Source organism: Subtercola boreus (genome assembly GCF_003399645.1).
GTDB lineage: Bacteria > Actinomycetota > Actinomycetes > Actinomycetales > Microbacteriaceae > Subtercola > Subtercola boreus_A.
Window position 1 is genome coordinate 175,134 of the sequence record NZ_NBXD01000014.1, and the last position, 16,988, is coordinate 192,121.

Genomic DNA, 16,988 nt, shown 5'->3' on the forward strand with positions numbered 1-16,988 from the left:
GCGTGTTTCTTGGTCACTCTGGTCACCCTCTACGGTACGACGGATCTGCTGGGCGGCGGCCAGCCTGGCCGTTCAGCTCGGCGGGATGAGCTCAGTGCGCAGGTAACCCGCGAATCCACCGGGCGTGCGGCCGGCCTGACGCCCCGACGTCAGCACCTCGGCTGTCGTCGTGGAGACGATACGGGCATCCTGGGCTTCGAGTCGAGCGAGGAGATCGACGTCTTCGTGCTCGGTGAGGGCTGCGAAACGCCCGACGCGCTGGTAGAGGTTCGCGCGCAACCCGAGGTTGGCGCCGTGGATGTGCCCGCCGGGCTCACCGGCCGGGTTGAGGGCGAGCCACGCTGCGGTCTGCGCCGGTGTGAGGTCGGCGAAGTCGGGGCGCACGGTTCCGACCATGACGTCGGCGCCCTGCTCTGCGAGGTCGAGCTGGGTGAGCAACCAGTGCTCGGGGACGGCGGAGTCGGCATCGGTGTTCGCGATCCAGACGCGGGAGGTGTCGCGATGGCCGAGCATGCAGACGGTCGTCAGGGCGAGATCGATGCCTGCGCGCCGGGCCTCGCCGACGTTCTGCGCGTCGATCGTCAGCACGGAGACGCCCGTGAAGCCGGCGGCGATCGCCTCGGTCCCGTCGTGACTGCTGTCGACCACGACGACGGTCACGATGTGGGGCGCGTCGTCGGTGAGCGTGGCCCGGGCCCGGGCGACAGCTGCGTCGATGGAGCCGAGGCAGCGGCCGATGAGCTCCTCCTCGTTGCGCGCCGGAATGACGATGGCGATGCTGTCGACGGCTCCGGATGACCGGCGGCGGCCGCGGGAGGGCAGGGTCTGCTCGGTCGTCACACGAGCCCCGTTCGAGCGGCGACGGATCGGCCATCCGGTGCATACACGTCGAGCACGAAGTCGTCTTCGAGGTGGTGGGCGATCAGCGTCCAACCGGCGCGGGCGGCTGCCTCGGCGATGAGCCTGTGCACACCGTCGCCGGTCTGGAGGTAGTCGGCGACGGGATGCCGCCAGTGGCAGGCGACGAACACCCCGTCATCGGTGAGGGCGGTTGCGATGCTCCCGAGCACGCGGTCGAGGGTGCCGGCGTCGAAGTAGTAGCCGACCTCGGAGAGGAGGACCAGGTCGAAGGTGCCCTCGGGGAAGTCGGTGGCGACATCGGCGACGCGGAGGGTGACGTGTGGCGTTGCACTGGCGTGCTGCGCTGTGCCGGAGGGCGGTGCAGCGAGGCGGGCGCGGGCGCGATCGATGGCTGCCGGCGCGATGTCGAGGGCGAGCAGGGCATCGGTGCGCGGGGCGAGCTGCTCGGTGAGAACGCCGATGGAGCAGCCGATCTCGAGTGTGCGGGCGAAGTGCTGCCGGGGCAGGCTGGCCGTCGTGAGCGCACGCTTTCGCTCCTCGTACCAACGGGTGGTGAAGCCCCAGGGGTCGTCGTTCGCTCGGTAGGTGGCGTCGAAGTACGTGCCGGGGAGCTGCGGGGTGGTGAGTGAGGCGGTGGTTCCGGGGCCGGCGGCGCCCGGTGCGGGCTGTGGGGTGTTCACGATGTAGACCTCCTGGGCGCGGTCGAAGTGCTGCAGGAAGGTGGGGTTCAACAGCGCCTCGTCGCCGGCGGCCGGCGAGAGCGGTTCGACCTGCGAGCGGTGGGCGGCCAGGGCGCGGCGCTTGGCCGCAAGGGCTTCGGGGGTGGGATACAGGGCGGCGAAGCTGGTCCACGGTGTCGCCGGGTCGGCCGGGGACGACCAGTGCCAGAGCCAGATCGGGTACTCCACGAGCTCGATGCGGGGGGTGTCGGGGGCGGCGGCTGTTGCTTCCGCGGTGGCATCGGCGGCGGCCATTCCGCCGCTGCCGGCGGCGAGCTCGGCGCACAGCTCGCCCACGATGCGGTGGTCGGGATGCTCGTCGCCGCGCCACGGGCAGACGAGCAGGGTGCGGCCGCCGCTCGGGGTGCGGGCGGGAGAGGCGGCGACGGGCGCGAGTACTTCTGCGAGGGCGGATCGCAGCGCGCCACGGCCGTTGTCGATGCGGCCGTCGGGCAGCCCGAGAAAGGTGAGCGTCGCCGCGGGGTTCAGCAGGCGTACGGCTGCCGTGGCCTCCGCCGCGCGGGTGGCCGCGAGCGTCGCCTGGGGCGTGGTGGGAGAGGAGGGATGGGAGGCGGAGCCGTCTGTGACGATCACCACGGCGGTGGGGATTCCCTGCGCTCCGGCAGTGGCGATGAGGGCGCCCGCCCCGAGCGTCTCGTCGTCGGGATGGGCGGCGACGACGAACATTCGTTCGACGCCGTCGAGCGCGAACACCGGCAGGGCGGCGAGACGGGGGTCGAGCATCCATTCGCCCGAGGTCGTACCGGGGTCGCGCGAGTCGAAGGTCACCACGGCCGAGGCCCGCTCTCGATGAGCTGGCGGCCGAGCGACAGGGAGTCCTTCTCGGCGTGGTGCTGGCGCACGTAGAGCTCGAGGTCGGCGACGCGCTTGGCATGCGCGGCATCGAGGGCGAGGGGGGCCGGCCCCAGCGCGTGGGCGGTGTGGCTGAGCACGTCTTCGGATGCCCGGGCCACGCTCGAGCGCACGCGCTCTGCGAGCAGGCGGCCGGGTTCGCCCACGGCCTGCCCGGCATCGATGAGAGCGGCGGCCTCCGCGAGCGCCCGCCGCGCATCGCCGAGGCGTTCGTCGATCGTACCGAGGTGCATCAGGAGGAGTGGATCGGGGGCGACTGCGCTCGCTGCTCCGCGTGCGAAGACGGTGCGGGCGACGCCCACTGCTCCGCCGAACCAGCAGGCGGCCACGCCGATACCGCCCCAGGCGAAACCGGGTCGCTTCAGGTACCAGCCGGGCTCGCCCACGGGTTCGCACTCGACGGTGTCGAAGCGCACGGGCCCGCTCGGCACCTCGGCGAGGCCCCGGGCGTGCCAGGCGCCGGGCTCCACGCTGACGCCCGGCTGCCGCAGGTCGACAGAGAAGAGCCGGCGGCGTTCGGCGCCGACAGTGGTGTCGTCGGCCGCGACCGCCGCCGAGACCAGGGCGCGGTCGAGGCGGTCGGCGAGGGAGCACCAGAGCTTGGTGCCGCTGAGCGACCAGGTGGCGTCACCGCTGGAGTAGGTCGCCACGAGCGGGGCGGGCCCGCCCTCTGCCGCGAAGACGCCCCAGGAGTCGGAGGCCGGGAATCCGTCACCGAGCCCGGCCTGGTCGAGTATCGCGAGCGCGTCGAGGTGCGGTTCGATCGCCCGGGCGGCGCCGAGGTCGGCGGCGGCGACGGTCGCGAGGGCCTCGAAGAGCTCCGCGGTGCGGCCGACGCCGGGGAACGGGTGCCCGGCACCCAGTTCGCTCGCGAAGCGCAGTGCCGCGCCCACCCGTTCTGCGTGAGCGTCGGCGGGCCCACGGGCATCCGGAGCCGAACCCCCACGTGGGTCGGTCGCACTCTCCGACCACTGCAGCACCCACGAAGCGGCCTGCTGTGCCCACCCGGCCGGTGCCGCAACGAGCCCGGGAGCGAGCGAGATGGCAAGGGGAGATGAGGTCACGGTTCGAGCTCCTCTCGTCGGGTCGGGGGCGGAACGGTAGGTCAGGGGCGGCGCAGGCGCGGCAGACGAGTACCGGCGCGTACAGAGAATACACAGCCCAGCTCACACCGTACGGTGTGAGCGTCCTCCGCTCACCACACGCCAGGTACCCCTTGCGCCCGCGGCCGTTTTCCCCCAGTGGCCCGTACGCATGCCCGAGCACCGGGAGTCAACCCCCGATGCGCCGCGCGTGGCGCCCCTGTCGTATCCGCGAGAATTGGGGCATGTCGACTTCTTCTCGCCCCCTGCCCTACCCGCTCGGTGTCACCCTGCTCGACGACGGGATCTCGTTCGCGATCTACTCGGAGACGGCCGACTCCGTCGACTTCTGCAGCTTCGACGAGTCGGGGGCCGAGACGGCAACACGCCTGACCGAGCGCACGGGCCACGTCTTCCACGGCTTCGTGCCCGGTGTCGGCGTCGGAACCCGTTACGGCGTTCGGGTCGACGGCCCGTGGAACCCGGCCGAGGGCATCCGCCACAATCACCACAAGCTGCTGCTCGACCCGCACGCGACCGCGATCGAGGGCGACTACACCTGGGGCCAGACGGTCTTCGGGCACGACATGAACGAGCCCGAGACGATGGATCAGAGCGACTCGGCCGCCTCGACGCCGCGCTGTGTGATCACCGACCCCGCATTCGACTGGAATGAGGGCGGCCCCGATGTCGCCCCCCGCACCCTCCTCAGCGAGACGGTGATCTACGAGACCCACGTGAAGGGTTTCACGAAGCTGCACCCCGACGTGCCCGAGGGCATCCGGGGAACCTACGCGGGTCTCGGTCATCCTGCCGCCATCAAGCACTTCACCGATCTGGGCATCACGGCAGTCGAGCTGATGCCCGTTCACCAGTTCGTGCAGGACAGTCACCTGCTGGAGAGAGACCTGCGAAACTACTGGGGCTACAACAGCATCGGCTTCTTCGCACCCCACGGCGAGTACTCGTCGGTCGGCGACGGTGGCGGCCAGGTCGCCGAGTTCAAGCAGATGGTCAAGAACCTGCACGCGGCCGGTCTCGAGGTCATCCTCGACGTGGTGTACAACCACACCGCCGAGGGCAACCACATGGGCCCGACGCTGTCGTTCAAGGGCATCGACAACGGCGCCTACTACCGGCTGGTCGAGGATGACCGCGCCAACTACTTCGACACGACCGGTACGGGCAACAGCCTGAATGTCGGGCACCCCACCGCCCTCGGCCTGATCATGGACTCGCTGCGCTACTGGGTGACCGAGATGCACGTCGACGGGTTCCGCTTCGACCTCGCCACCACGCTCACCCGGCAGGGCGGCGACGCCGAGCTGCACAGCGCGTTCCTCACGCTTATCCAGCAGGATCCGGTGCTCGCCGCGGTCAAGATGATCGCCGAGCCGTGGGACACCGCCGGGTACCAGGTCGGCGGCTTCCCGGCCGACTGGTCGGAGTGGAACGGTAAGTTCCGCGACGACGTGCGCGACTTCTGGCACGGGAGTGACGGCATCCTGGGAACCCTCTCGCAGCGTGTGCTGGGCAGCCCGGATGTGTACGAGAGCGACCGGCGCTCGCCGCTGTCGAGCATCAACTTCGTGACGGCACACGACGGGTTCACGCTCGCCGACCTCACCGCCTACAACAACAAGCACAACTCGGCCAACGGCGAAGACAACAACGACGGCGAGAGCGACAACAAGTCGTCGAACGGTGGCGCCGAGGGTTCGACCGACAACGAGGCAGTGAATGAGCGGCGCGGTCGCCTGCGTCGCAACTTTCTCGCGACCCTGCTGCTGTCGGCCGGTGTACCGATGCTCCTGGGCGGCGACGAGATGTGTCGCACCCAGGGCGGCAACAACAACGCCTACTGCCAGGACAACGAGATCTCGTGGTTCGACTGGGCCAACGCCGACAGGGAGCTGCTGGCCTTCACGACCTCGCTCATCACGCTGCGCCGCGAGAACCCCGCATTGCACCCGGCCTGGTTCCGATCGGCGCCGTCGACGGGCGACGAGAACACCGTGGTGGTCGAGCGCAGCGACGCCGAGGAGTTCAGCGACGAAGACTGGGAGAACCCCGACGCGCGTTCGATCGTCTTCCTGCTCGAGAACGAGGGCACGGATGCGTTCGCGCTGCTGTTGAATGCGGCCGAGAACGGCGTCGAGTTCCAGGTTCCGGATGCGCCCAACGCCGAGTGGGAACTCGCCGTGTCGAGCGACCCCGACCAGCACGTGGCGGCCCCCGTCTCGACGCTGATCGTTCGCGACTGCTCCTTCACCCTCCTGCGCTCCCGCGCCTGAAAACGGGGCCCTACTGAAGGGCGGAGGTCAGGCGTGCCAGGTTGTCGAGGATGGTGGAGCCGAGTGGCTGCTTCAGCCACTCGGCGAGGGTCAGCTCGCGGCTGAGTGCACGGTAGCCGTCTTCGATCGCGCGCATCTCGGTCACGAACGGCGCACCGCGCACCATCATCGAGATCTCCAGGTCGAGATTGAACGACCGGATGTCCATGTTGCTCGACCCGATCACCGCCACGTCTTCATCGATCGTGAAGTGCTTCGCGTGCAGGATGTACGGCTTGCGGTAGAGCCAGATGTGCACCCCGGCGCGCAGCAGCGCCTCATAGTAGGAGCGCTGCGCGTGAAAGACCCCGCCCTGGTCGCCGATCTCCGACACGAAGAGCTGCACGTCGATTCCGCGCTGGGCTGCCGTCGTGATCGCGAAGAGCATCGAGTCGTCGGGCACGAAGTACGGTGACGTGATGATCACCTTCTTTTGCGCGTAGTACATCAGCGCCAGAAAGAGTCGCAGGTTGTTCTGCCCCTCGAACCCGGGGCCGCTCGGCACGATCTGGCAGTCCAGGGCATCGGGCGCCGAGTTCACGATCTCGTCGGTGATCTCGATCGTCTCTCGCGAGAGCAGTTCGTCGGTCTCGCTGTACCAGTCCGTGATGAAGATCGCGTTGATTCCGCTCACGATCGGGCCCTCGACCCGCGTCATGAGGTCCTGCCACTTCAACCCCCGGCGGATGTTGCTCTTCTTGTTGTAGTCGCGACTCACCATGTTCTGTGAGCCCATGAACCCGACGGTGCCGTCGACGACCAGCAGCTTGCGGTGGTTGCGCAGATCCGGCCGCTGCCATTTGCCCTTGAAGGGCTGTACCGGCAGCATGAACTGCCACTTGGCGCCCATCGAATCGAGTCGTTCGAACGTCGCCCGGTGGGTCGCGCTGCGGATGGCCGTGATGTGGTCGACGAGAACGCGCACCACGACTCCGCGCTGCACCGCGGCCTCGAGCGCATCGAAGAAGCCGGCCGTGACGTCATCGAGCGCGATGAGGTAGAACTCGCAGTGCACGAACGTCGTTGCCCCCTCCACCGCCTCGGTCATGGCAGCGATGGATGCGGCGTAGTCACCGATGAGGCTGGCCGAGTTGCCGCCGACCAGCGGCATCGCACCCAGCTCGCGGTTCAGGTGCACGACCGACCGTAGCCAGGCCGGCCACGGCCGGTCGTCGGCCACGAGCTCGATGCCGTGGGTGGTCTCGATGATGAACCTGTTGATGGCGGCCTGCTTGTCACGCCGCTTCTTGGGCAGTTTGTAGCTGCCGATGAGCAGGAACACGATCACACCGACATAGGGGATCAGGAAGATCGCCAGCAACCACGCCATGGCCGCCGACGGCCGACGGTTGCGCGGCACCACGATGATGGCGATGATGCGCACCGCGAGGTCGACCAGCAGCCCGATGCCGACGAGGAGAAGGGCGATCTGCTCGTCGGACATTGCATTCCCCTTCACCCCGCGTGTGCAGCGATTCTATCCAGAGCCCACGAAGTCGCGCGGGAGGGCCGCTTCGACGTAGAACCAGCGGCCGCCCTGCTTCGCGAAAGTGCTCGTCTCGTGCACGACTCCCCGCTCGGCGCCGAGCCGGTAGCGTGCCACGAACTCGACCGTGCCGGTGCTGTCGAGCATCCCGCCCCCCGAGCGCGCGAGAATGTCGAGGCGGTACCAGCGCTGTGCCGGGTCGAGGTCGAAGTCGCCGGCCCGAGGCCTGGTCGACGGATGCCACGACGCGAGCAGGTAGGCCGCGTCGGCCACGGCGAAGGCCGAGTACCTCGACCGCATCAACCGTTCGGCCGTCGGAGCGGCCTTCTCGCCCCGGTGGAACGGGTGGCAGCACTCAGCGTAGGTGTTGCCACTGAGGCACGGGCAGCGGTCGGAGCCCCGGATGGCGTCGGTCACCCCTCCATCATGCCGCGGCGCCGCGGCGCGGCACGGCAGGCGCGGTGTCGCGCGACGGGGGTCGAGCCGCGGCTCGGGGCGGTCGGGGCGCGGTTTCGCGCGGCTAGGGTCGAGGCATGACTCGGGGCGGTGCGGTGCAGTGGCTCGAGCGGCACCAGGTGGCGCTGTACCTCGCTGCGCTGGGCGTGGGCGCGGTCGTGGGGCTGGTCGTTCCGGAGGCGGCGGGCGGGTTCGAGGTCGCGATCACGCCGGTGCTGGGGGCGCTGCTGTTCGCGACGTTCCTGGGGGTGCCGGTCATCCGGCTGCCCGAGGCGTTGCGGGACCCCCGGTTCCTCGCGACCGTGATGGTGCTCAATTTCGTGGTGGTGCCCGCGATCGTCTTCGCTCTGACGAGGTTCGTGGCCGACGACGGGGCGCTGCTCGTGGGGGCGCTGCTCGTGCTGCTGGCGCCCTGCGTGGACTACGTGATCGTCTTCACCGCTCTGGCGGGCGGGGCGAAGGAGCGCCTGCTCGCGGCGACCCCACTGCTCATGGTGGCTCAGCTCGTGCTGCTTCCGGTGTACGTCTCGCTCTTCGCGGGCGACGCCGATATCGTCTCTCTCGACCCGACACCGTTGCTCGGGGCTTTCGCGCTGCTGATCGTTCTGCCGCTCGCGCTCGCCGCGGTGGTGCAGGGGCTCGCAGCGCAGACGCCGCCCGCGGGAGAGGTTCCGTCGCGGGGGATGCCTGCGGGCAGGGTCGGGCGCGCGATCTCACGGGGGATCGGGGCGGCGATGGTGCCGCTCATGATGGCGACGCTGGCGGTGGCGGTGGCATCGCAGGTTGCGGGCGTGGGCTCTGAACTCGGAACCCTCGGCAGGCTGGTGCCGATCTATGTCGCCTTCGCGGTGGTGATGCCGCTGGTGGCGGTGGGTGGTGCGCGGGTCGCCCGGCTCGATACAGCCGCGGGCCGCGCCGCCGTCTTCAGCGCGACCACGCGGAACTCGCTCGTCGTGTTGCCGCTCGCTCTGTCTGTGGCGCCCACACTCCCGCTCGCGCCACTGGCCGTCGTGACGCAGACGCTCGTGGAACTCCTCGCGATGGTGGTGCTGGTCGCGATGGTTCCACGCCTGCTTCCGACCCCGGCCCCACCCGCCCCGCCACCGAGAGGACGTTGAGTGCTGGAGTACCGCGGGTATGCAGGATCTGGAATCCTTGTGCGGCTAACGACGTGACGTGACGTGACGTGGCGTGGCGCGACGCGACACTGCGCGACCCCGGCGCGAAGCTGGGAACGTCCCTGAGGGCTTTCACATCTGGCGCCGCGTAAACTGTGAGATGCCCCTCTCCCCGACACGAGGAGATCCGCGTGATCTTTGCCCTTCTGACGTTCTTCGGGCTCGCGGTGCTCACACCGTTCCTGACGAGGGCGCTGGGCACCCGGGTCTTCTCCCTCGTCGCCCTCCTGCCCGCTGCGGTGTTCGTCTACACGGCGCTGCAGTCGGCGACGGTTCTGGACGGCGGTGTCGTGACCGAGAAGGTGCCGTGGATTCCCCAGCTCGACATCAGTCTGTCGTTCCGCATGGACACGCTCGCCTGGTTGCTCGCCCTCGTAGTGACCGGGGTCGGCGCACTCGTCATGATCTACTGCTCCCGGTACTTCTCGAACGACGAACCCTCGCTCGGCCGGTTCGCCGCGCTGCTGCTCGCCTTCGCCGGAACCATGTTCGGTCTCGTCACCGCCGACGACATCTACATCATGTTCATGTTCTGGGAGATCACGAGCGTGCTCTCCTATCTCTTGATCGGGCACTACACCGAGCGAAAGGAGAGCCGGGGTGCCGCCCTCCAGGCCCTCCTCGTGACGACCTTCGGCGGCCTGGCGATGCTGGTCGGTGTCGTGCTGCTCTCGGTCGCCGGTGGAAGCACCTCGATCTCGACCCTCGTGGCAGATCCGCCCGAAGGTGCGATCGTCACGGTCTCGATCATCCTCATCCTCGCGGGGGCGTTCTCGAAGTCCGCCCTCGTGCCCTTCCACTTCTGGCTGCCCGCCGCCATGGCCGCACCCACCCCTGTGAGTGCCTACCTGCACGCAGCCGCGATGGTCAAGGCCGGCATCTACCTCGTCGCCCGGTTCGCACCCGGCTTCGCCGACACGCCGGGCTGGATGCCCGTGGTCGTGATCGTCGGAGTGGCGACGATGATCCTCGGGGCCTGGCGCTCCCTCCGCCAGAACGACCTCAAGCTGCTTTTGGCCTTCGGAACCGTCAGCCAGCTGGGCTTTCTGATGGTGGCGGTCGGCTTCGGAACGCGCGACATGGCGCTCGCCGGTGCCGCACTGCTGCTCTCGCACGCCCTGTTCAAGGCGACGCTGTTTCTCGTCGTGGGCATCATCGACCACGACGAGGGCACCCGCGACCTCAGACAGCTCTCGGGGCTCGGCCGACGCCGGCCCGTGCTGGCGGCAACGGCCCTCCTCGCGGTGGCCTCCATGTCGGGCATTCCACCGCTTCTCGGCTACGTCGCCAAGGAGGCCGTCTTCTCGGGGCTCATCGAGGCGGGGTCTGCAGGGGATGCCTGGGGCTGGGTCGCGCTCGTCGGCACCGTGATCGGGTCGGCGTTCACCGTGGCCTACAGCGCCCGGTTCTTCTGGGGTGCGTTCGCCGCGAAGCCGGCGGTCGCGGCGGCGGACGGCGGAGGCGCCAGCGGCCCTGCTGCCCCCGCGACGGCCGCGGGAGAGCACCACGAGTCACATGCCTCTCGCGGCATACTGGCGGCCCCGATCATCCTGACCCTGGCGACCCTCGCCCTCGGTCTTCTTGCGTCGCCGCTCGGCTCGGCGCTCGAGAGCTACGCCGACACCGTGCCGGGTGAGGGTGACTACCATCTCGCGCTCTGGCACGGGTTCGAGCTGGCGCTCGGGCTCTCGGCGGTTGCGATCGGAGCGGGTAGCGGCCTGTTCGCGGTGCGCCGTGGGTTCGCTCGGGTTCAACGGGCACTGCCGCCGGTGGTCGACGCATCACGCACCTACTGGACGATCGTGCACGCCGTCGACCGGCTGGCCGCACGTATCACGGTCTTCGCCCAGCGCGGCGGTCTGCCGCAGTACCTCACCACCATCCTGCTGGTGTTCGTTCTCTGCCTCGGGGTCGCGACGGCGCTGAACCGCAGCTGGCCCACCCAGCTCGTGGCGTGGGACTACCCCGCGCAGGTCTTCGTCGCCGCGGCCATGGCGATCGCCGCCGTGATGGCCGCGCGGGCCACCCACCGGCTCGCTGCCGTGCTGCTCGTCGGCGCGACCGGTTTCGGCATGGTGGTGCTCTTCGCGTTCCACGGCGCGCCCGACCTCGCACTGACGCAGGCACTGGTCGAGACAGTGACGATCGTGGTGTTCGTGCTGGTGCTTCGCCGGCTGCCCCGCAAGATCGCACAACACAACAGGCCGGTGCGGCGCCGGCGGCGCGGGATGATCGGGGCAGCGGTCGGCGTCACGATGGGCCTTGTCGGATTCACCGCCCTCGGTGCCCGCCAGGCCGGCGGTCTCGGCCCGGAGCTCGCGCGGCTCGCCGTCGAGGAGGGTCACGGCAGCAACGTGGTCAACGTGATGCTCGTCGACATCCGCGCCTGGGACACGATGAACGAGCTCTCGGTGCTCGTCGTCGTGGCGACCGGGGTCGCGAGCCTGCTCTTCGTGACAGGCCGCAACGTGACCGTGCCGCGTCTGGGCGACTCCCGCAAGCGGCGGCAGGGCAGCGAACGCGGCCGGCTGGTCGGCGATCCGCACACCCAGCACGATGCTCCGGATGATCGCCAGCACACCTGGTTGCTCGGCGGTCGAACGCTTGTGCCCGAGAACCGTTCGCTCATGCTCGAGGTGCTCGTGCGGCTGCTGTTCCACCCCGCCATCCTGGTCTCGATCTACCTCCTCTTCGCCGGGCACACCCTGCCGGGCGGCGGCTTCGCGGGTGGACTGCTGGCCGGGTTGGCCCTGATTGCGCGTTACCTCGCGGGTGGCCGGTTCGAGCTCGGCGAGACGTTGCCGGTCGGCCCGGGCATCCTGCTCGGCGGCGGGCTGCTCCTCGCGACGGGTACGGCGCTCGGTTCCCTGTTCCTCGGTGGAGAGATTCTCACATCGGCATATTTCGAAGGCGACCTTCCCCTGCTCGGACACCTGTCATTCGGAACCTCCACGATCTTCGACATCGGTGTCTATCTCGTCGTGATCGGTGTCGTGCTCGACGTTCTGCGCAGCCTCGGTGGCGAGGTCGACCGCCAACAGGCCGAAGCCGACGAGAAGGCGGAGGCCACCGCATGAGCGCCTCCCTGACCCTCGTCATCCTGATGGCGATCATGTACGGCACGGGCGTCTACGTCATGCTCGAGAAGAGCCTCACCCGCATCCTGATCGGCTTCCTGCTCGTCGGCAACGCGACGAACCTGCTCATTTTCCTGATGTCGGGCCGGGCCGGGGATGCTCCGATCATCGCCGGGGGAGCGACCGGTGAGACGACCGTCGACCCGGTACCCCAGGTGCTCATGCTCACCGCGATCGTGATCAACTTCGGTGTGACGGCGTTCATTCTGGCGCTCATCTACCGGTCGTGGTGGCTGGCGAACCTCGGCGACGAGGGTGACGATGTGACCGTCGACGACGAGGACGCGATCGAGGCGGAGGAGGCCGGGGTCTACCACGCCTCGCTCGACGAAGACGATGAGGCCGTTCGGGCCCAGCTCGAAGAGGCGGCCGACCAGACCGACGATGGGGTGCACCCATGAACGTCCTCGTTCCCCTGCTCGTGGTGCTGCCCCTGGTGGGCGCCGCGATCACCCTCATCCTCGGCCGGAACCCCCGCCTGCAGGTGACCATCAGCATCAGCACGCTCAGTGTCGTGACCGGCATCGCGGGCATCCTGCTCTTCGTCGTCGACACCACGGGCGAGACGGCCGTCGTGAAGGTCGGCGGCTGGGAGCCGCCTTTCGGAATCGTTCTCGTCGTCGACCGGCTCTCGGCGATGATGGTGGTCGTCTCGGCCCTGATCTTGCTCGGCGTGCTGGTCTTCGCCATCGGGCAGGGCATCGCCGACGGCGACCGCGACACCCCGGTGTCGATCTTCCACCCCACGTACCTCATCCTCTCGGCGGGGCTGTTCGACGCCTTCATCGCGGGTGACCTCTTCAACATGTACGTCGGCTTCGAGATGCTGCTGGCGGCGAGCTATGTGCTGCTCACGCTCGGCGGGACGGGTGCGCGCATCCGCGCGGGTACGACGTACATCGTGGTGAGCCTGGTCTCGTCGCTGTTCTTCCTCGCCGCGATCGCGCTGATCTACGGCGCGACGGGAACGGTGACGATGGCGTTGCTCTCGACGCGCATCCAGGCCCTGCCGCTCGATGTGCAGATCATCCTGTGCGCGGCCCTGCTGATCGGGTTCGGGGTGAAGGCAGCCGTGTTCCCGCTGTCGTTCTGGCTGCCCGATTCGTACCCGACGGCACCAGCGCCCGTCACGGCAGTGTTCGCCGGGCTGCTCACGAAGGTGGGTGTGTACGCGATCATCCGTACCGACAAACTGCTGTTCTTCGCGGTGCCCCTGGCCATTCCGCTGATGGTGGTGGCCTTCTTCACGCTGGTGATCGGCATCTTCGGGGCCCTCACCCAGGCCGATGTGAAGAGGCTGCTGTCGTTCACCCTGGTGAGCCACATCGGGTACATGATCTTCGGCATCGCCATCGGCACGCAGCTCGGCACCGGGGCGACGATCTACTACATCGTGCACCACATCATGGTGCAGACCGCCCTCTTCGTCTCGGTGGGGCTCATCGAGCGGGTCGGGCGGTCGACCTCGATCACCCATCTCGGCGGGCTGCTGAAGAAGGCGCCGTTCGTGGCCATCCTGTTCTTCATCGGTGCGCTGAACCTCGGCGGCATCCCGCCCTTCTCCGGATTTCTCGGCAAGGTGGCTCTGTTCGAAGCCGGCGCCGAGAGCCCGAACCCGCTTGTCTACGTGCTCATCGGCGCCGGAGCGCTCACCTCGCTGCTGACGCTCTACGCGCTCATGCGGGTGTGGAACAAGGCCTTCTGGCGCCCCGCAGCCGATGTGAAGGGGTATGAATCGCCCCTGCTGGCTTCTGTTCGGGAGAGCCCGGATGAGACGGGTGGCGTTGTGACCGCGACCCTGCCCAAACTGATGGTCGCCGCCACGACCGGCCTGATCGCCCTGACGGTGTGCCTCACCGTTTTCGCCGGGCCGCTGTTCGAACTCTCGGAGCGTGCGGCCGTGGGTGTGGCGACGCCGGCCGAGTACATCGACGCCGTGTTTCCGGGGGGTGCACCGTGAGTGGCAGTGGTTCCGGCCCAGCCGGTTCGAACGGTTCCCGGTCCCGCCTGCGCCGGGCCCGCCTCGCAAGCGGACTGATCCCGTTCCTCGGGCTGGTGCTGCTCTGGATGCTGCTCTGGGGCCAGTTCACCTGGCTGGCATTCGCCACCGGGCTGGTGCTCGCGTTCATCGTCTCCGTCGTGTTCTATCTGCCCGCGGTGCGGTTGAGCGGCCGATTCAATGGGGGTCGGGCCCTGCTCTTCCTCGGCCGGCTGATCGCCGATGTCGTCGTGGCGTCGGTACAGATCGCCTGGTCGGCCCTCAACCCGGGCTACCGGCCGAGCAACGCGATCCTCACCGTGCAGCTCGCCACCCGCTCCGACCTCCTCATGACGTTCACCGCGGTGGCGGTCGGACTGGTGCCGGGCTCGATCGTGCTCGACATCGATCGCGACGCGGGCATCCTTCACCTGCACGCTCTGAACGTCGCATCGGCGGCCGACGTACCCGCCCTGAAGCGTTCGGTGTCGGCGGCCGAGCGGCGACTCATTCTCGCGATGGGGTCGGCCGACGACCTCGCACGCCTGGCGAAGTCTGCGAGCATGTCTGAGGGGAGGGCCGGATGATCGTCGTCATCGTCACCGCCGCCGTACTATTCGGCGCGGGGGCCATCGCTGCGCTGTGGCGGATCATCCGTGGTCCGTCGGCGCTGGACCGCATCATCGCCTCAGACGTTCTGATCGCGACCGCGATGTGTGCGCTCGGGGCCGAGATGGCGATCAACCGCCACACCGACACCCTGCCGGTGCTGCTCGGGCTCGCCCTCTTCACCGTGGTCGGATCGGTGAGCGTGGCCCGCTTCATCTCCACGAGGGACGACACATGACCGGCGACGGCGTTCGCGACGTGATCACGGCGGTACTCGTGCTGCTCAGCGCATTCCTCTGTTTCGCGGCCGGGGTGGGGCTCATCCGGTTCACCGACGTGCTGTCGCGTCTGCACGCCGCGACCAAGCCCCAGATCCTCGGCCTGATGGCCATTGTGGCCGATGTGGCCGTGTCGAACCCTTCCGTCTCGACGATCACGCTGGCGTTCGCGATCGTCTTCTTCCAGAGTCTGACGGCGCCGATGGCCGCGCACATGGTGGGCCGGGCCGCCTACCGCACCGGGCACTTCCGCAGCGACATCCTGGTCGCCGACGACCTGGGCCCCTTCATTCCTCCACACGGAGGGAAATCCTGAGTTCTGCACAAGCCCCCGGATTTAATTCTGCGGAAACATCGGTGGGAGTAGCGTTACCGGATCGAGCGCCCGACCGGGCGAATCGAAACGATCGGGGGCACAGGTGTCGAAGATTGAGCAGAGCGGGTCGGGCCAGGAGTCGCCCGATTCGGCCAAGCTGACGAAAGAGCGGGCAGACGGGCCCGGGCAGGACTTCTCGAACGAGCAGGCGGGCTACCACAAGGGCCTGAAGAACCGGCAGCTGCAGATGATCGCCATCGGCGGCGCCATCGGTACGGGCCTCTTCCTCGGAGCGGGTGGCCGGCTCAACCAGGCGGGTCCGCTGCTGATCTTCGACTACGCCATCTGCGGGTTCTTCGCCTTCCTCATTCTCCGGGCGCTCGGTGAGCTCGTGCTGCACCGTCCGTCGTCGGGCTCGTTCGTCTCCTACGCGCGCGAGTTCTACGGCGAGAAGGCTGCCTACGTCGCGGGGTGGATGTACTTCCTGAACTGGGCGATGACCGCCATCGTCGACTCCACGGCCGTGGCCGTCTACGTGCAGTTCTGGTCGGCGTTCACCGCGGTTCCGCAGTGGCTGCTCGCCCTGATCGCCCTGGCGATCGTGCTCACCCTCAACATGATCTCGGTGAAGGTCTTCGGCGAGATGGAGTTCTGGTTCGCGCTCGTGAAGGTGGTGGCGCTGGTCGCCTTCCTCGTGATCGGTGCGATCTTCCTCGCGTTCAGCTTTCCGACCGACCAGGGCGCGACCGGCGTCGAGATGATCGCGAACAACGGCGGGTTGCTACCGAACGGCATCTCCACCATCGTGGTCGCTGTCGTGATCATCCAGGGCGTCGTGTTCGCCTACGCAGGGGTCGAGCTCGTCGGCACGGCCGCGGGCGAGACGCCCAACCCCGAGAAGATCATGCCCCGGGCGATCAACAGCGTGGTGCTCCGTATCGCGGTGTTCTACTGCGGGTCGGTGCTGCTGCTCGCGCTGCTGCTGCCGTCGAGCACGTACGCGGCCGACGAGAGCCCGTTCGTCACGTTCTTCTCGCACATCGGCAACCCGACTGTGGCCGCGATCGCGAGCTCAGCGATGAACTTCGTGGTGCTGACGGCTGCCCTCTCGAGCCTGAACGCCGGGTTGTACTCGACCGGTCGCATCCTGCACTCGATGTCGATCAGTGGTGCGGCGCCGAAGTTCACCGGTGTGATGAACAAGCGCGGGGTGCCCTACGGCGGCATTCTGCTCACCTCCGCGGTGGCGCTTCTGGGTGTGGCGCTGAACTTCTTCGTTCCGAAGGAGGCATTCGAGATCGTGCTGAACGTGTCGGCGCTCGGTATCATCTCGAGCTGGGGAACGATCATCCTCTGCCAGATGAAGCTGCAGAAGATGGCCGCACAGGGGTTGTTGACGCGCCCGGCCTTCCGGCTGTTCGGGGCACCCTTCACCTCGTATCTCACGCTCGGGTTCCTGGTGGTGGTGCTGGTGCTGATGGCGTTCGACTACCCGGCCGGAACGTACACGATCGCGTCGCTGGTGATCATCGTTCCGCTGCTCATCCTCGGCTGGTACCTGATGCGGGGGCGCATTCTCGAGATCGCCCGCGCCAGAGACGGGTACACCGGGGCGTTCCCGACGATCGCCAACCGGCCCCAGGGCGGAGGCGAAACGCCTCAGACGAAGGAGTAGGGGCAGA

Annotated in this window: 14 protein-coding genes; 9 read left to right on the plus strand and 5 right to left on the minus strand. The window is 68.4% G+C overall.

What is annotated here, in order from left to right; all coding sequences use genetic code 11:
- Positions 1–72 precede the first annotated feature (72 nt).
- From B7R24_RS06955 to B7R24_RS06965, 3 genes are read right to left on the minus strand one after another with little or no spacing between them, the layout of a single operon-like run.
- Positions 73–840, minus strand: a complete 768-nt coding sequence (locus tag B7R24_RS06955) for a glycosyltransferase (protein ID WP_172582737.1) — start codon at positions 838–840, stop codon at positions 73–75.
- Positions 837–2,372 (minus strand): bifunctional PIG-L family deacetylase/class I SAM-dependent methyltransferase, encoded by a 1,536-nt coding sequence (locus B7R24_RS18295; protein WP_116418239.1) that lies wholly within the window; start codon positions 2,370–2,372, stop codon positions 837–839. The genes B7R24_RS06955 and B7R24_RS18295 overlap by 4 nt, the downstream gene beginning before the upstream one ends.
- The gene (locus B7R24_RS06965) at positions 2,366–3,517 is read right to left on the minus strand and encodes an acyl-CoA dehydrogenase family protein (RefSeq protein WP_116418240.1); all 1,152 of its coding nucleotides are present in this window, start codon (positions 3,515–3,517) and stop codon (positions 2,366–2,368) included. The genes B7R24_RS18295 and B7R24_RS06965 overlap by 7 nt, the downstream gene beginning before the upstream one ends.
- Positions 3,518–3,780: 263 nt before the next feature.
- Between B7R24_RS06965 and glgX the strand changes: the two genes are divergently transcribed.
- The gene (gene glgX, locus B7R24_RS06970) at positions 3,781–5,829 is read left to right on the plus strand and encodes a glycogen debranching protein GlgX (RefSeq protein WP_116418241.1); all 2,049 of its coding nucleotides are present in this window, start codon (positions 3,781–3,783) and stop codon (positions 5,827–5,829) included.
- 10 nt (positions 5,830–5,839) lie between these two features.
- On the opposite strand, the gene cls is transcribed toward glgX, so the two are convergent.
- Both cls and B7R24_RS06980 read right to left on the minus strand, forming a co-directional pair.
- A complete protein-coding gene (gene cls, locus B7R24_RS06975; RefSeq protein ID WP_116418242.1) occupies positions 5,840–7,312 on the minus strand; it encodes a cardiolipin synthase in 1,473 nt (490 codons plus the stop codon).
- Positions 7,313–7,345: 33 nt separating this feature from the next.
- Entirely contained in the window at positions 7,346–7,771 is a 426-nt protein-coding gene (locus tag B7R24_RS06980; RefSeq protein WP_116418243.1) for a YchJ family protein, read from the minus strand.
- 116 nt (positions 7,772–7,887) lie between these two features.
- On the opposite strand from B7R24_RS06980, the gene B7R24_RS06985 reads away from it, so the two are divergent.
- The 8 genes from B7R24_RS06985 (at position 7,888) to B7R24_RS07020 (ending at position 16,981) form a co-directional block, all read left to right on the plus strand.
- Positions 7,888–8,928 (plus strand): arsenic resistance protein, encoded by a 1,041-nt coding sequence (locus B7R24_RS06985; protein WP_116418244.1) that lies wholly within the window; start codon positions 7,888–7,890, stop codon positions 8,926–8,928.
- Between the two features lie 191 nt (positions 8,929–9,119).
- Positions 9,120–12,065, plus strand: a complete 2,946-nt coding sequence (locus B7R24_RS06990; protein WP_367302611.1) for a Na+/H+ antiporter subunit A — start codon at positions 9,120–9,122, stop codon at positions 12,063–12,065.
- Positions 12,062–12,526, plus strand: a complete 465-nt coding sequence (locus B7R24_RS06995; protein ID WP_116418245.1) for a sodium:proton antiporter — start codon at positions 12,062–12,064, stop codon at positions 12,524–12,526. The genes B7R24_RS06990 and B7R24_RS06995 overlap by 4 nt, the downstream gene beginning before the upstream one ends.
- A complete protein-coding gene (locus tag B7R24_RS07000) occupies positions 12,523–14,085 on the plus strand; it encodes a Na+/H+ antiporter subunit D (protein WP_116418246.1) in 1,563 nt (520 codons plus the stop codon). The genes B7R24_RS06995 and B7R24_RS07000 overlap by 4 nt, the downstream gene beginning before the upstream one ends.
- On the plus strand, positions 14,082–14,690 hold the full coding sequence (locus B7R24_RS07005) for a Na+/H+ antiporter subunit E (RefSeq protein WP_172582738.1): 609 nt from the start codon (positions 14,082–14,084) through the stop codon (positions 14,688–14,690). The genes B7R24_RS07000 and B7R24_RS07005 overlap by 4 nt, the downstream gene beginning before the upstream one ends.
- Entirely contained in the window at positions 14,687–14,950 is a 264-nt protein-coding gene (locus tag B7R24_RS07010; protein WP_116418248.1) for a monovalent cation/H+ antiporter complex subunit F, read from the plus strand. The genes B7R24_RS07005 and B7R24_RS07010 overlap by 4 nt, the downstream gene beginning before the upstream one ends.
- Positions 14,947–15,306 carry a monovalent cation/H(+) antiporter subunit G gene (mnhG, locus tag B7R24_RS07015; RefSeq protein WP_116418249.1) on the plus strand — a complete coding sequence of 120 codons (360 nt, stop codon included), beginning with the start codon at positions 14,947–14,949 and terminating at the stop codon, positions 15,304–15,306. The genes B7R24_RS07010 and mnhG overlap by 4 nt, the downstream gene beginning before the upstream one ends.
- A gap of 157 nt (positions 15,307–15,463) precedes the next feature.
- Complete coding sequence (locus tag B7R24_RS07020) at positions 15,464–16,981, plus strand: amino acid permease (RefSeq protein WP_253259343.1); 1,518 nt, start codon at positions 15,464–15,466, stop codon at positions 16,979–16,981.
- Positions 16,982–16,988 lie beyond the last annotated feature (7 nt).

Coding starts and splice junctions, on each gene's coding strand:
- B7R24_RS07000 (WP_116418246.1), top strand. CDS start 12,523: ATGAACGTCCTCGTTCCCCTGCTCGTGGTGCTGCCCCTGGTGGGCGCC.
- B7R24_RS06995 (WP_116418245.1), top strand. CDS start 12,062: ATGAGCGCCTCCCTGACCCTCGTCATCCTGATGGCGATCATGTACGGC.
- cls (WP_116418242.1), bottom strand. CDS start 7,312: ATGTCCGACGAGCAGATCGCCCTTCTCCTCGTCGGCATCGGGCTGCTG.
- B7R24_RS06985 (WP_116418244.1), top strand. CDS start 7,888: ATGACTCGGGGCGGTGCGGTGCAGTGGCTCGAGCGGCACCAGGTGGCG.
- B7R24_RS07010 (WP_116418248.1), top strand. CDS start 14,687: ATGATCGTCGTCATCGTCACCGCCGCCGTACTATTCGGCGCGGGGGCC.
- glgX (WP_116418241.1), top strand. CDS start 3,781: ATGTCGACTTCTTCTCGCCCCCTGCCCTACCCGCTCGGTGTCACCCTG.
- mnhG (WP_116418249.1), top strand. CDS start 14,947: ATGACCGGCGACGGCGTTCGCGACGTGATCACGGCGGTACTCGTGCTG.